This window comes from Streptomyces sp. NPDC016851 (genome assembly GCF_055562795.1).
The window spans coordinates 126753-141542 of sequence record NZ_JBVHEP010000025.1 but is presented as its reverse complement, the minus strand read 5'-3'; the positions used below and the strand labels follow the sequence as shown (position 1 = coordinate 141542).

Here is a 14790-nt window from a genome sequence, read left to right as displayed (position 1 = left end):
AAAGGGAGACGCTCCGCAGCGAAGCGGAGCGATCCGGGAACGGAGTTCTGCGTGGACATCGTCGTCAAGGGCCGCAAGACCGAGGTGCCCGAGCGGTTCCGGAAGCACGTGGCCGAGAAGCTGAAGCTGGAGAAGATCCAGAAGCTCGATGGCAAGGTGATCAGCCTCGACGTCGAGGTGTCCAAGGAGCCGAACCCCAGGCAGGCCGACCGCTGTGACCGAGTGGAGATCACGCTTCGCTCCCGCGGTCCGGTGATCCGGGCGGAGGCAGCGGCGAGCGATCCGTACGCGGCGCTCGACCTGGCGGCGGAAAAGCTGGAAGCCCGGCTGCGCAGGCAGCACGACAAGCGGTTCTCGCGCCGCGGCGCGCGCCGGATTTCGGCCGCGGAAGTCGCCGATCACGTCCCGGGCGTGGCGACGCTCAACGGAAACGGCCTGGTGCCGACTCCGCAGGAGGAGCCTGAAGAGGCCGTCCCCACGAAGAAGATCGGCTCGCTGGAAGTACAGGGTGACGGCCCCATCGTCGTCCGCGAGAAGACCCACGTCGCAGCGCCCATGACCCTCGACCAGGCTCTCTACGAGATGGAACTGGTCGGGCACGACTTCTATCTGTTCGTCGACTCCGAGACCAAGGAACCGAGTGTCGTCTACCGACGGCACGCCTACGACTACGGCGTGATCCACCTCAGGACGGACACGATGGTCACACAGGCGCACGCCCCCGAGGCAGGCGGTGCGCTCGGCGGCTGACCATGCCGGGTACAGCGGAGCAGAGGTGCCCCTGGAGCGCGTGTGCGCCCCCAGGGGCACCCCCGTGCGACCTCTTGGCGCCCCGCTCCGTCACCCCGGTGTCGTCCGGGCATGAAATCATGGTTGGCCACGGCCCAACCGGTGGGTCGTTGCTCTGGGTTGGCGATGGCTCAGGACCACAGGCCGCAGCCTTCAGGGGGAGGAACGATGGCGGACAGCTTCGGACCGATGCGTGACGAGGATGCCGACGACGGCGTCGTCGGCATGGGCCCGGACACGGACTCTCCACGCAAGGAACCGATCAGAGTCCTTGTGGTCGACGACCACGCACTGTTCCGCCGTGGCCTGGAGATCGTGCTGGCGGCCGAGGAGGACATCCAGGTCATCGGGGAGGCGGGCGACGGCGCCGAGGCCGTCGAGAAGGCCGCCGATCTGCTGCCCGACATCGTCCTGATGGATGTGCGGATGCCCAAGCGCGGCGGGATCGAGGCCTGCACCTCCATCAAGGAGGTCGCCCCCAGCGCCAAGATCATCATGCTGACGATCAGCGACGAGGAAGCCGATCTCTACGACGCCATCAAGGCGGGCGCGACCGGCTATCTCCTCAAGGAGATCTCGACGGACGAGGTGGCCACCGCCATTCGCGCGGTGGCCGACGGGCAGTCGCAGATCAGCCCGTCCATGGCGTCGAAGCTGCTCACCGAGTTCAAGTCGATGATCCAGCGCACGGACGAGCGCCGGCTGGTGCCCGCGCCGCGGCTGACGGACCGCGAACTGGAAGTCCTCAAACTCGTCGCGACGGGGATGAACAACCGCGATATCGCCAAGGAGTTGTTCATCTCCGAGAACACCGTGAAGAACCACGTGCGCAACATCCTGGAGAAGCTCCAGCTGCACTCCAGGATGGAAGCGGTGGTGTACGCGATGCGGGAGAAGATCCTCGAGATCCGGTGATCCCTTGCACGGGTAGGGCTCAGGCGAGGATGCGGGCGAGTTCCTTGACGAGGGGCTCGCGCAGGTCCGGTGCGTCGACCAGCTCCACGCGTACGTCCGTGCAGTCCACCCAGGTCGCCGCCTCGGCGAGAGCCTGGGCGACGGCCGGGACCGCCTTCGGGCCGTCGAGTGCGACTTGCTTGGCCACCAGCGTGCGGCCCTCGCGGGCCGGGTCCACGCGACCGACGAGCCGACCGCCGGCCAGGACCGGCATCGCGAAGTAGCCGTACACCCGCTTCTGCTTGGGGACGTAGGCCTCCAGGCGGTGGGTGAAGCCGAAGATCCGCTCCGTGCGCGCCCGCTCCCAGATCAGGGAATCGAAGGGCGAGAGCAGGGTGGTGCGGTGGCGGCCGCGCGGGGGTGTCTCCAGGGCCGCGGGATCGGCCCAGGCCGGCTTGCCCCAGCCCTCGACCGTGACCGGGACGAGGCCTGAGTCGGCGATCACCGCGTCGACCTGCTCGCCCTTGAGACGGTGGTAGTCGGCGATGTCCGCGCGCGTGCCGACGCCGAGGGACTGGCCCGCCAGGCGGACCAGACGGCGCAGGCACTCGGTGTCGTCCAGCTCGTCGTGCAGCAGGTCCTCGGGGATCGCGCGCTCGGCGAGGTCGTACACGCGCTTCCAGCCGCGGCGCTCCACGCAGACCACCTCGCCGTACATCAGGGCGCGCTCGACGGCGACCTTCGTGCCGGACCAGTCCCACCAGTCGTTCGTCTTCTTCGCGCCGCCCAAGTCCGTGGCCGTGAGGGGGCCTTCGTCGCGGAGCTGCTTGATGACCCCGTCGTAGGCGCCGTCCGGCAGCTCGTGGTTCCAGTGCGGGCGGTTGCGGTAGGCGCGGCGGCGGAAGGCGAAGTGGGGCCACTCCTCGATGGGGAGGATGCAGGCCGCGTGGGACCAGTACTCGAAGGCGTGGGTGTCCTTCCAGTAGGCGTTCTCCACTGTCTTTCGGCCTACCGCGCCCAGGCGGGCGTACGGGACGAGTTCGTGGGAGCGGGCCAGGACCGAGATGGTGTCGAGCTGTATCGCGCCCAGGTGGCGGAGGATGCCGCGGACGCCGGCGCGGCGGGGTGGGGCGCCGAGGAAGCCTTGGGCGCGGAGGGTCAGTCTGCGGGCCTCGTCTGCGGAGAGCTCTGTTGTGGGGCGCGGGCGCGGGCGCGGGGTGGTCATGGTTTTGCACGATAGGGGGTGGGACTGACAGAGGGGGCGTGAGCTGCGGGGTTGGGTGTCGGGGTGCTGTGCGTCGGGGCTGGGGTGGGGGCCGGTCCGCAGCTCGGCGGTGCGGGGTGCCGCTGCGCCCACCCGTGCCGCCCTTAGCGGCACGATTGCCCGCAGCTCAGCAGCTCAGCAGCTCAGCAGCTACGCGCGTGCCGGCAAGTACGGGGCCGTCGACGGGAGGCCCAGGTCCGAGGGGAGCAAGGAGCCGACCCACGTGTCGCGGCGTACGCCCTTGTTGTTGGTCGCGGCGCGCAACATGCCTTCGATCGTGAAGCCGGCGCGTTCCGCCACCGCGCGCGAGGCGCGGTTGCCCACCTCGGCGCGCCATTCGACGCGGTCGATCGCCGCGTGGACGAAGGCCCAGCGGCAGGCCGTGAGGGCGGCCTCCGTGATGTAGCCGTTGGAGCGGTGCTCCTTGGCGGCCCAGAAGCCGATCTCGGCCACGCCCAGGGCGCGCAGGGTGATGCCGACCATGCCGGTGAGCTCTCCGGAGTGGAGGAAGACGCCGAAGGTGTACATGGACCCGTCCGCCCAGCCGTCGGGCACCAACTGCTCCGTGAAGCCCTCGGCGTGTTCCCGGAGATACGGCGAAGGGATCGTGGTCCAGCGCTGGATGTCGGGGTCCTGGCAGGCCTCGTACACCGCGTCGGTGTCCTGGGGGCCGACCGTGCGCAGCAGGAGGCGGTCCGTGGTGAGGGTGACGGGGTCCATCGGCCGATTGTGGTGGGAGGCCCGGGAAGAGCGCTATCTGTTTGCTGTGAGTGAGGGGGCGATCACGCTTCGCTCAATTCGGGTAGGGGGTGCGGCACCATCCGAGGGGCCCGGACGTTGTCCCTTTGAAGCAGAGTGAAAGAGAAATGAAGCAGCGGACGGTCGCCGTCTCGGCAGGCCCTCCCGGCGCGGTGGGGTCCTCGCATACGATGGCCGTTGCTCAGTAAGTCAAGTGGTAACCGACCGTCCCAGGCCCGACCGGCAAGGAGACCAACCCCCGTGTCCGTCCTCTCCAAGATCATGCGTGCAGGCGAAGGCAAGATCCTGCGCAAGCTGCACCGCATCGCGGACCAGGTCAACTCCATCGAAGAGGACTTCGTCGACCTCTCCGACGCCGAGCTGCGGGCCCTCACCGATGAGTACAAGCAGCGCTACGCGGACGGTGAGACGCTGGACGACCTGCTGCCCGAGGCGTTTGCCACCGTCCGCGAGGCCGCCAAGCGCGTCCTGGGCCAGCGGCACTACGACGTGCAGATGATGGGCGGCGCCGCCCTGCACATGGGCTACGTGGCCGAGATGAAGACCGGTGAGGGCAAGACCCTCGTCGGCACGCTGCCGGCGTATCTGAACGCGCTGTCCGGCGGGGGCGTCCACATCATCACGGTGAACGACTACCTGGCCGAGCGCGACTCGGAGATGATGGGCCGCGTCCACCGCTTCCTGGGCCTGAGCGTCGGCTGCATCCTCGCCAACATGACGCCGGCTCAGCGCCGCGAGCAGTACGCCTGCGACATCACGTACGGCACGAACAACGAGTTCGGCTTCGACTACCTGCGCGACAACATGGCGTGGTCCAAGGACGAGCTCGTCCAGCGCGGCCACAACTTCGCCATCGTCGACGAGGTCGACTCCATCCTCATCGACGAGGCCCGTACGCCGCTGATCATCTCCGGCCCGGCCGACCAGGCCACCAAGTGGTACGGCGACTTCGCCAAGCTGGTCAAGCGCCTCAAGCGCGGCGAGGCGGGCCAGCCGCTCAAGGGCATCGAGGAGACCGGCGACTACGACGTCGACGAGAAGAAGCGCACGGTCGCGATCCACGAGTCCGGTGTCGCCAAGGTCGAGGACTGGCTGGGCATCGACAATCTGTACGAGTCGGTGAACACCCCGCTCGTGGGCTACCTGAACAACGCCATCAAGGCCAAGGAGCTCTTCAAGAAGGACAAGGACTACGTCATCATCGACGACGAGGTCATGATCGTCGACGAGCACACCGGACGTATCCTCGCGGGCCGCCGTTACAACGAGGGCATGCACCAGGCGATCGAGGCGAAGGAAGGGGTGCCGATCAAGGACGAGAACCAGACGCTCGCCACGATCACGCTCCAGAACTTCTTCCGCCTCTACAAGCGCCACGACCACAAGGGCAAGGAGCAGCCCGGCCTCTGCGGCATGACCGGTACCGCGATGACCGAGGCCGCCGAGTTCCACCAGATCTACAAGCTCGGCGTGGTGCCGATCCCGACCAACCGGCCGATGGTCCGCAAGGACCAGTCGGACCTGATCTACCGGACCGAGGTCGCCAAGTTCGAGGCGGTCGTCGACGACATCGAGGAGAAGCACCGCAAGGGTCAGCCGATCCTCGTCGGCACCACCTCGGTCGAGAAGTCCGAGTACCTCTCGCAGCAGCTGAGCAAGCGCGGCATCCAGCACGAGGTGCTGAACGCCAAGCAGCACGACCGTGAGGCGCAGATCGTCGCCCAGGCCGGCCGCAAGGGCTCCGTCACGGTGGCCACGAACATGGCCGGCCGTGGTACGGACATCAAGCTCGGCGGCAACCCCGAGGACCTCGCCGAGGCGGAGCTGCGTCAGCGCGGCCTCGACCCCGAGGAGCACATCGAGGAGTGGGCGCAGGCCCTGCCCGAGGCGCTCCAGCGCGCCGAGAAGGCCGTCCAGGCCGAGAAGGACGAGGTCGAGAAGCTCGGCGGCCTCTACGTGCTGGGCACCGAGCGGCACGAGTCGCGGCGGATCGACAACCAGCTGCGCGGTCGTTCCGGCCGTCAGGGCGACCCGGGCGAGTCCCGCTTCTACCTCTCCCTCGGTGACGACCTGATGCGTCTGTTCAAGGCGCAGATGGTCGAGCGCGTGATGTCGATGGCGAACGTCCCGGACGACGTGCCGATCGAGAACAAGATGGTCACGCGTGCGATCGCCTCCGCCCAGTCGCAGGTCGAGCAGCAGAACTTTGAAACCCGTAAGAACGTCCTGAAGTACGACGAGGTCCTCAACCGCCAGCGTGAGGTCATCTACGGCGAGCGGCGCCGCGTCCTGGAGGGCGAGGACCTGCACGAGCAGATCCAGCACTTCATGGACGACACGATCGACGCCTACGTCCAGGCCGAGACCGCCGAGGGCTTCCCCGAGGACTGGGACCTCGACCGGCTGTGGGGCGCCTTCAAGCAGCTCTACCCGTGCAACGTCACGATCGAGGAGCTGGAGGAGGCGGCCGGCGACCGGGCCGGGCTGACCGCCGAGTTCATCGGCGACTCCGTCAAGGACGACATCCACGAGCAGTACGAGGCGCGTGAGGCGCAGCTCGGCTCCGAGATCATGCGTGAGCTGGAGCGCCGGGTCGTGCTGTCGGTCCTCGACCGCAAGTGGCGCGAGCACCTCTACGAGATGGACTACCTCCAGGAGGGCATCGGCCTGCGCGCGATGGCGCAGAAGGACCCGCTGGTCGAGTACCAGCGCGAGGGCTTCGACATGTTCACCGCCATGATGGAGGGCATCAAGGAGGAGTCCGTCGGCTACCTGTTCAACCTGGAGGTCCAGGTCGAGCAGCAGGTCGAGGAGGTCCCGGTCGAGGACACCAAGCCGGTGGCCGACCTGGAGAAGCACGACACGGTGCCGGCGCAGGCCGGTGCCCGTCCGGAGATCCGCGCCAAGGGGCTCGACGCCCCGCAGCGGCGCAACCTCCACTTCTCCGCTCCGACGGTCGACGGCGAGGGCGGCACCATCGAGGGTGACTTCGCCACCGACGAGGAGCCGGTGCGTTCCGAGGCCGACGGCCTCACGCGCGCGGAGCGCCGCAAGCAGGCGCGGAGCCGGGGTCGTCGTAAGAAGTGACGGTCGCTGAGGCGCCGTAGCGGCAGGAAGGGCCGGACACCCGAGGGTGTCCGGCCCTTCGGTTTGCCGGGGGTCAGTCGGCCTCTGCGCGGGGCGGGCGGGGGCCGCCGAGTTCCACCGCCGTGCAGCGCCAGCGGAGGTCCTGGCCGAGTTCCAGGCGGAAGGCCATGGCGCGCAGTTGGTCTCCGGCGCCGATGCGGGCGAAGGCCTCGATGGCGCCGGGGCGGGGTTCGAAGTAGCCGATGTCGCGGACGACGGGGCGGGTGCCGCGGGTGCGCAAGGGGCCGCGTTCGGCGAGCCAGGCCAGTTCGTCGTAGGCGCGGCCCCGGGTGTGGCGGAGCATCGAGTGGACGGGGCGGTGGCCGCTGAGGACCGCGAGCAGGAGATCGGCGAAGAGGTCGGTGGGGAGGAGGTGCGGGGCCGGTGCCGGGCGGTGGGGGTGCTGGGCAGGGACGTGGGGCGCGGTGTCCCGGGAGGCCGGGGCGGGTGTGGTGCTTCGGGAGACGTGGGTGGGTGGTGTGGTCTGCCGGGAGTCCCGGGCCGTCGCCTGTGTCGCTCTGCGGGGCGCTGTGGGGGTGGCGGAGGGGGTCGGCGGGCGCGTGTCCGTGGGGCGGGTGCGGGGGCTCGTGGTGCGGGCGGAGCCCGGAGGGCGGCCGTCGGCCGCCGGGGTGCGCGCGGGGCCTCCGCCGGGGGTGCGGGGCGGTGTGGTGCCGCCGGGGGTGCGGGGAGCAGGGCTCCCGGGGGTGCGCGGGGTGGTGCTGCCGGATGGGCGGGTGCCGGTGCCGCCGCCGGGGCGGCGTGGGTCGCGGCGGGCCGGCGGGCGTGTGGCCGGGCGCTGCTGTGCCCTGGTCATGACCTTGTGCATTGGGGGTCCCCGTTTCGTGGGCCCGGTTGATACCGGGTAGTAACTTCGGGTTGGTGATCTTGTATGGGCCCGACGGGGGCAGGGGCAAGGAAGCGGACCTCGGGTGGCGAGCGCCGGAATGTTCACCTATCCGGGTGGTGTGGAGGGTGCGGAACCAGTCAGGGCGGGGGCGCGCCGGGTGAATGCCGGGCCTGGAGTTGCCGCGTCCGGCGTCACAGGGCGGAACTCGAAAGGGGACGCGCCGCACGTATCCTGAAGGCCCTCCGGAGCCCTCCGGCCGTGAGAACGACCACGAAGCGACCACGAAAAAGCGACGACGAAAGAAGCCGCCAGCCATGCGTGTCTACGTGCCCCTGACCCTCCCCGGTCTCGCCGAGGCGTACAAGACGGGTGAGCTGGGAGCCGGGCCGTTCGTCGCGTACGCCGTGACGCCCGGGTTGCGCGAGTGGTACCTCTCCGACGACATCGAGGAACTGGAGTACGCGGCGCTGAGCCGCGCCGCGCTGGCCTCGCTGCGGCGGCTGGCGGCCGAGCCGGAGGCGCCGCGACGGCGCGTCGTGGTGGCCGTGGACGTGCCCGAGCGGGCCGCGAGCGCGGACCCCGACCGGGGGCTCGACCCGGCGGCGCTGGGGGAGGTGCGGGTCGCCGGCCCCGTCGCGCTGGCCAAGGCGGCGTCCGTGCATGTCGACGCCGCGGACGCGGAGGCGGACGTGACGGCGGCGGCCGAGGCACTGCCGGCGGCGGACGGTGGCGACGACGACGCGCAGTTCGTCGTGGACGGGGCGGAGGACCACGAGCTGCTGTGGTTCGCCACGCAGGAGATTCCGAACCTGGTGGGGCGCGGGGACTGAGCGCCGGGGCGGGTGCTCTCGGCGTTTCAGGGGGCGCGTTGGGTCGCCGTTCTCTTGATTGTCAGTGGGGGCGGGTACGTTTTGGGGCATGGGGATGCAGACGGGCGCGCACATTGTCTGGGACTGGAACGGGACGCTGTTCCATGACATCGACGCGATCATCGGGGCCACGAACGCGGCGTTCGCCGAGCTGGGGCTGGAGCCGCTGACGCTGGAGAAGTACCGGGAGCTGTACTGCGTGCCGGTGCCGAAGTTCTATGAGCGGCTGATGGGGCGGCTGCCGACCGAGGCCGAGTGGGAGCGGATGGACGACATCTTCCACCGGTACTACGCGGAGCACCGGGTGACGTGCGGGCTGACGGTGGGAGCCGAGGAGCTGCTGGCCGGGTGGCGGTCGGCGGGGCGGAGCCAGTCGATCCTGAGCATGTACGTGCATGAGGAGCTCGTGCCGCTGGTGCGCGGGTTCGGGATCGAGCCGCACTTCATACGCGTGGACGGGCGGACCGGGCCGTCGGGTGGCAGCAAGGCCGAGCACATGGTGCGGCATCTGGAGTCGCTGAGTGGGGTGGCTTCTGATCGCACGGTGGTGATCGGGGACGCCGCGGATGATGCGGTGGCCGCTTTGCATGTGGGGGCCCGGGCTGTGCTGTACACCGGCGGATCGCACAGTCGGGCGAGTCTCGAGGCAGTCGGGGTGCCGGTGGTGGACACGCTGGAGGAAGCGGTCGCTGAGGCGGAGCGGCTGGCGGCGTAACCAGGTGCTCGGCGGTCGTGCTGAGGCCGGGTGGGTGCGCAACCCGGCGTGACGGGGTGCCGCTGCGCCCACCCGTGCTGCCCTTGGCGGCACGATTGCCCGCAGCTAGGCCCGTCGCCCTGTAGTGGCACTGTGCAGAACGTCAAACTTCCAGCCCTGGTTTTGTACACATACGGCTCATGACGGGCCCCCTGTGAGGAGCGATAGCCTTGGTGGCGTGATCAGCGCGATAGTTCGCGGGGACGTCGTCGTCCCTGCCCTGCGCCCGGAGAGCACGGACCACATCCGTGACCGGGCGGCGGTCGCTGGTCTTCGCGGGCGGGACGGGGCTTCGAGGACTCCCGGGACGCCGAGCACCACCCGGACCGAGGCGTCGCAGAGAGCAGCCTCACACCCGTGGGGCAGCTCAAGATTGGCTCAGACACCCCCGCTCATCTCACCTTGCGGCATAGCGTCGGAACAGACCGGATACCCCGTGTCACGACGTGACGTCGTAAGCGCAGAGGCCGTACTTCCTTCTACGTCACGCAACGGCGCGCGACAGGAGCCAGAGGACAATGCAGACCAAGCTGGACGAAGCCAAGGCCGAGTTGCTCGAGAGGGCCGCCCGGGTTGCTGAGAACAGCCCGGTCGGGGGGCACCTACCGACCGGGTCGACGGGCGAGGAGACCCCAGACGCCCAGGAAGCCCCGGACCGCGAGTCCCTCCTCTCGTTCCTCCAGCGTTACTACCTGCACACGGCCCCGGAGGACCTCACCGACCGCGACCCGGTCGACGTCTTCGGAGCCGCTGTCTCGCACTACCGGCTGGCCGAGAATCGCCCCCAGGGCACGGCCAACGTGCGGGTGCACACCCCCACGGTCGAAGAGAACGGGTGGACGTGCAGTCACTCCGTCGTCGAGGTCGTCACCGACGACATGCCCTTCCTCGTCGACTCCGTCACCAACGAGCTGACGCGGCAGGGGCGCGGGATCCACGTCGTCATCCACCCGCAGTTCATCGTGCGGCGCGACGTCACCGGCAAGCTCATCGAGGTGCTGCCCTCTCCCAGGACCGGCCTCGGCGGCCTCCCGCACGACGCGCACGTCGAGTCGTGGATCCATGTCGAGATCGACCGCGAGACCGACCGGGCCGATCTGAAGCAGATCACCGCCGACCTGCTGCGGGTGCTGTCCGACGCCCGTGAGGCCGTCGAGGACTGGGGCAAGATGCGGGAAGCGGCGACCCGGCTGGCGGAGGGGCTGCCGGACGAGCCCATCCCCGCCGATCTGCCCGGACCCCAGGTCGAGGAGGCCCGCGAGCTGCTGCGCTGGCTGGCCGACGACCACTTCACCTTCCTCGGCTACCGCGAGTACGAGCTGCGCGGGGACGACTCGCTGGCCGCCGTGCCCGGCACCGGCCTCGGCATCCTGCGCGCCGACCCGCACCACTCCGACCAGGAGAGCCACCCGGTCAGCCCGTCCTTCGAGCGGCTGCCCGCCGACGCCCGGGCCAAGGCGCGCGAGCACAAGCTGCTCGTCCTGACCAAGGCGAACAGCCGGTCGACCGTGCACCGGCCGTCGTACCTGGACTACATCGGGGTCAAGAAGTTCGACGCCGAGGGCAATGTCGTCGGCGAGCGGCGGTTCCTCGGGCTGTTCTCCTCCGCCGCCTACACCGAGTCCGTGCGCCGGGTCCCGGTCATCCGGCGCAAGGTCGAGGAGGTCCTCGAACAGGCCGGGTTCTCGCCCAACAGCCACGACGGGCGCGACCTGCTCCAGATCCTGGAGACCTACCCGCGCGACGAGCTGTTCCAGACCCCGGTCGACGAGCTGCGTGCCATCGTCACCTCCGTCCTCTACCTCCAGGAGCGCAGGCGGCTGAGGCTCTACCTGCGCCAGGACGAGTACGGGCGCTACTACTCCGCCCTCGTCTACCTCCCGCGCGACCGCTACACCACGGCCGTCCGCCTGCGGATCATCGAGATCCTCAAGGAGGAACTGGGCGGCATCAGCGTCGACTTCACGGCCTGGAACACCGAGTCGATCCTCTCCCGGCTGCACTTCGTGGTCCGGGTCCCGCAGGGCACCGAGCTGCCCGAGCTGTCCGACGCCGACAAGGAGCGCATCGAGGCCCGGCTGGTGGAGGCCGCCCGCTCCTGGGAGGACGCCTTCGCCGAGGCGCTCAACGCCGAGCTCGGCGAGGAGCAGGCGGCGGAGCTGATGCGCCGGTACGCGCACGCCTTCCCCGAGGGCTACAAGGCCGACCACAACCCGCGCGCCGCGGTCGCCGACCTCGTCCACCTCGAACAGCTGAACGCCGAGGAGGGCCAGGACTTCGCGCTCAGCCTCTACGAGCCGGTGGGCGCCGCCCCCGAGGAGCGCCGCTTCAAGATCTACCGCACGGGTGACGCCATCTCCCTGTCGGCGGTGCTGCCGGTCCTCAACCGGCTCGGCGTCGAGGTCGTCGACGAGCGGCCGTACGAGCTGCGCTGCTCGGACCGGAGCGTGGCCTGGATCTACGACTTCGGCCTGCGCATGCCCCGCTCCCGCAGCGGCGGTGAGTACCTCGCCGACGACGCCCGCGAGCGGTTCCAGGACGCCTTCGCCGCCACCTGGACCGGCAAGGCGGAGAACGACGGCTTCAACGCCCTGGTGCTGAGCGCCGGGCTGACCTGGCGCCAGGCCATGGTGCTGCGTGCGTACGCGAAGTACCTGCGGCAGGCGGCGTCCACGTTCAGCCAGGACTACATGGAGGACACCCTCCGCAACAACGTCCACACCACCCGCCTGCTCGTCTCCCTGTTCGAGGCACGGATGTCGCCGGACCGGCAGCGCGCGGGACACGAGATCGTGGACGCGCTGCTGGAGGAGGTCGACGCGGCTCTCGACCAGGTGGCCTCGCTCGACGAGGACCGGATCCTGCGGTCCTTCCTCACCGTCATCAAGGCGACGCTGCGGACCAACTTCTTCCAGGAGGCGGCCGGCGGCAAGCCGCACGAGTACGTCTCCATGAAGTTCGACCCGCAGGCCATCCCGGACCTTCCGGCGCCGCGCCCGGCGTTCGAGATCTGGGTGTACTCGCCGCGCGTCGAGGGTGTGCACCTGCGCTTCGGCAAGGTCGCGCGCGGCGGCCTGCGCTGGTCCGACCGCCGTGAGGACTTCCGTACGGAGATCCTCGGCCTGGTCAAGGCGCAGATGGTGAAGAACACCGTCATCGTGCCGGTCGGCGCCAAGGGCGGCTTCGTCGCCAAGCAGCTGCCCGACCCGAGCGTCGACCGCGACGCGTGGATGGCCGAGGGCATCGCCAGCTACAAGACGTTCATCTCGGCGCTGCTCGACATCACCGACAACATGGTGGCCGGCGAGGTCGTGCCCCCGGCGGACGTCGTGCGGCACGACGAGGACGACACGTACCTCGTCGTCGCCGCCGACAAGGGCACCGCGACCTTCTCCGACATCGCCAACGGGGTCGCCGAGCAGTACAACTTCTGGCTCGGTGACGCCTTCGCCTCCGGCGGCTCGGCCGGCTACGACCACAAGGGCATGGGCATCACCGCCCGCGGCGCCTGGGAGTCCGTCAAGCGGCACTTCCGCGACATGGGTGTGGACACGCAGACCGAGGACTTCACGGTCGTCGGCATCGGCGACATGTCCGGTGACGTGTTCGGCAACGGCATGCTGCTCTCCGAGCACATCCGCCTGGTGGCCGCCTTCGACCACCGGCACATCTTCATCGACCCGAACCCGGACGCCGCCACCTCCTACGCCGAGCGCCGCCGCCTGTTCGAGCTGCCGCGTTCCAGCTGGGAGGACTACAACAAGGAGCTGCTGTCGGCAGGCGGCGGCATCTTCCCGCGTACGGCCAAGGCGATCCCGGTCAACGCGCACATCCGCGAGGCCCTCGGCATCGAGGCCAAGGTCACCAAGCTGACCCCGGCCGACCTGATGAAGGCGATCCTCCAGGCGCCGGTGGACCTGCTGTGGAACGGCGGCATCGGTACGTACGTCAAGTCCTCCACCGAGTCCAACGCGGACGTCGGCGACAAGGCCAACGACGCCATCCGCGTCGACGGCAAGGACCTGCGCGTCAAGGTCGTCGGCGAGGGCGGCAACCTGGGCCTGACCCAGCTCGGCCGGATCGAGTTCGCGCTGCACGGCGGCCGCATCAACACCGACGCCATCGACAACAGCGCGGGCGTGGACACCTCCGACCACGAGGTGAACATCAAGATCCTGCTCAACGGCCTGGTCGCGGACGGCGACATGACCGTCAAGCAGCGCAACAAGCTGCTCGCCGAGATGACCGACGAGGTCGGCCACCTGGTGCTGCGCAACAACTACGCGCAGAACACGGCGATCTCCAACGCCCTCGCCCAGTCCAAGGACATGCTCCACGCCCAGCAGCGCTTCATGAAGCACCTGGTCAGGGCGGGCCACCTGGACCGGGCGCTGGAGTTCCTGCCCACCGACCGGCAGATCCGCGAGCGGCTCGCCCAGGGGCAGGGCCTGACCAGCCCGGAGACGGCCGTCCTGCTGGCGTACACGAAGATCACGGTCGCCGAGGAGCTGCTGCACACCTCGCTGCCCGACGACCCCTACCTGCGGGGCCTGCTGCACTGCTACTTCCCGACCGCGCTGCGCGAGCAGTTCGCCGAGCGCATCGACGGCCACCCGCTGCGCCGGGAGATCACCACGACCGTCCTGGTCAACGACACGGTCAACACGGGCGGTACGACGTACCTGCACCGCCTGCGCGAGGAGACCGGCGCGTCCCTGGAGGAGATCGTCCGGGCCCAGACCGCGGCGCGTGCGATCTTCCGTTCCGCCGAGGTGTGGGACGGGGTCGAGTCGCTCGACAACAAGGCCGAGGCCGACGTCCAGACCCGTATCCGGCTGCACTCGCGCCGCCTGGTGGAGCGCGGCACGCGCTGGCTGCTCAACAACCGGCCGCAGCCGCTCCAGCTCGCCGAGACCGTCGACTTCTTCGCCGACCGCGTCGAGCAGGTCTGGACGCAGCTGCCGAAGCTGCTGCGGGGCGCGGACCTGGAGTGGTACCAGAAGATCTACGATGAGCTGACGGACGCCGGCGTCCCGGACGAACTCGCCACCCGCGTGGCCGGGTTCTCCTCCGCCTTCCCGACGCTCGACATCGTCTCGGTCGCCGATCGTATGGGCCGGGAGCCGCTGGACGTCGCCGAGGTGTACTACGACCTCGCCGACCGGCTGCGGATCACCCAGCTCATGGACCGCATCATCGAGCTGCCCCGCGCCGACCGCTGGCAGTCCATGGCCCGCGCGGCGATCCGCGAGGACCTGTACGCGGCGCACGCGGCGCTGACCGCCGACGTCCTGGCGGTGGGCAACGGCACCTCGACGCCCGAGCAGCGCTACAAGGCGTGGGAGCAGAAGAACGCGGCGATCCTCGGCCGGGCCCGCACCACGCTGGAGGAGATCCAGAGCTCCGAGGCGTTCGACCTGGCGAACCTGTCGGTCGCGATGCGGACGATGCGGACGCTGCTGCGGACGCATTCGTAGGACTGGTCTCA

The 14790-nt window shown here is 69.6% G+C and carries 9 protein-coding genes; 6 read left to right on the top strand and 3 right to left on the bottom strand.

The window, feature by feature from the left end; genetic code table 11:
• The first annotated feature begins 51 nt into the window (after nucleotides 1–51).
• Both hpf and ACZ3I3_RS32720 read left to right on the top strand, forming a co-directional pair.
• The gene (gene hpf, locus ACZ3I3_RS32725; RefSeq protein WP_356926910.1) at nucleotides 52–750 is read left to right on the top strand and encodes a ribosome hibernation-promoting factor, HPF/YfiA family; all 699 of its coding nucleotides are present in this window, start codon (nucleotides 52–54) and stop codon (nucleotides 748–750) included.
• Nucleotides 751–957: 207 nt separating this feature from the next.
• Nucleotides 958–1704, top strand: a complete 747-nt coding sequence (locus ACZ3I3_RS32720) for a response regulator (protein WP_010039804.1) — start codon at nucleotides 958–960, stop codon at nucleotides 1702–1704.
• Between the two features lie 19 nt (nucleotides 1705–1723).
• Here the strand turns inward: ACZ3I3_RS32720 and ACZ3I3_RS32715 are convergent, their stop codons facing one another.
• Nucleotides 1724–2908: a winged helix-turn-helix domain-containing protein gene (locus tag ACZ3I3_RS32715; RefSeq protein ID WP_467370928.1), complete on the bottom strand. Its 1185-nt coding sequence runs from the start codon at nucleotides 2906–2908 to the stop codon at nucleotides 1724–1726.
• A 189-nt stretch (nucleotides 2909–3097) separates the two neighbouring features.
• On the bottom strand, nucleotides 3098–3667 hold the full coding sequence (locus tag ACZ3I3_RS32710) for a GNAT family N-acetyltransferase (protein WP_467370927.1): 570 nt from the start codon (nucleotides 3665–3667) through the stop codon (nucleotides 3098–3100).
• A gap of 279 nt (nucleotides 3668–3946) precedes the next feature.
• On the opposite strand from ACZ3I3_RS32710, the gene secA reads away from it, so the two are divergent.
• Nucleotides 3947–6793: a preprotein translocase subunit SecA gene (secA, locus tag ACZ3I3_RS32705; RefSeq protein WP_467370926.1), complete on the top strand. Its 2847-nt coding sequence runs from the start codon at nucleotides 3947–3949 to the stop codon at nucleotides 6791–6793.
• A gap of 73 nt (nucleotides 6794–6866) precedes the next feature.
• Here the strand turns inward: secA and ACZ3I3_RS32700 are convergent, their stop codons facing one another.
• The gene (locus ACZ3I3_RS32700; protein ID WP_467370924.1) at nucleotides 6867–7658 is read right to left on the bottom strand and encodes an Rv3235 family protein; all 792 of its coding nucleotides are present in this window, start codon (nucleotides 7656–7658) and stop codon (nucleotides 6867–6869) included.
• A gap of 335 nt (nucleotides 7659–7993) precedes the next feature.
• Here ACZ3I3_RS32700 and ACZ3I3_RS32695 point away from each other — a divergent pair, with 335 nt between their 5' ends.
• From ACZ3I3_RS32695 to ACZ3I3_RS32685, 3 genes are all read left to right on the top strand, one after another.
• Nucleotides 7994–8509 carry a DUF6912 family protein gene (locus tag ACZ3I3_RS32695; protein WP_467370922.1) on the top strand — a complete coding sequence of 172 codons (516 nt, stop codon included), beginning with the start codon at nucleotides 7994–7996 and terminating at the stop codon, nucleotides 8507–8509.
• Nucleotides 8510–8597: 88 nt separating this feature from the next.
• A complete protein-coding gene (locus ACZ3I3_RS32690) occupies nucleotides 8598–9263 on the top strand; it encodes an HAD family hydrolase (protein WP_467370921.1) in 666 nt (221 codons plus the stop codon).
• 557 nt (nucleotides 9264–9820) lie between these two features.
• Nucleotides 9821–14779: an NAD-glutamate dehydrogenase gene (locus ACZ3I3_RS32685; RefSeq protein WP_467370919.1), complete on the top strand. Its 4959-nt coding sequence runs from the start codon at nucleotides 9821–9823 to the stop codon at nucleotides 14777–14779.
• The last annotated feature ends 11 nt before the right edge of the window (nucleotides 14780–14790 follow it).

Bases quoted from the DNA above. Each gene is read 5' to 3' on its own strand.
- ACZ3I3_RS32715 (WP_467370928.1), bottom strand. From the start codon at position 2,908: ATGACCACCCCGCGCCCGCGCCCGCGCCCCACAACAGAGCTCTCCGCA.
- ACZ3I3_RS32720 (WP_010039804.1), top strand. From the start codon at position 958: ATGGCGGACAGCTTCGGACCGATGCGTGACGAGGATGCCGACGACGGC.
- ACZ3I3_RS32695 (WP_467370922.1), top strand. From the start codon at position 7,994: ATGCGTGTCTACGTGCCCCTGACCCTCCCCGGTCTCGCCGAGGCGTAC.
- ACZ3I3_RS32690 (WP_467370921.1), top strand. From the start codon at position 8,598: ATGGGGATGCAGACGGGCGCGCACATTGTCTGGGACTGGAACGGGACG.
- ACZ3I3_RS32710 (WP_467370927.1), bottom strand. From the start codon at position 3,667: ATGGACCCCGTCACCCTCACCACGGACCGCCTCCTGCTGCGCACGGTC.
- ACZ3I3_RS32685 (WP_467370919.1), top strand. From the start codon at position 9,821: ATGCAGACCAAGCTGGACGAAGCCAAGGCCGAGTTGCTCGAGAGGGCC.
- ACZ3I3_RS32700 (WP_467370924.1), bottom strand. From the start codon at position 7,658: ATGCACAAGGTCATGACCAGGGCACAGCAGCGCCCGGCCACACGCCCG.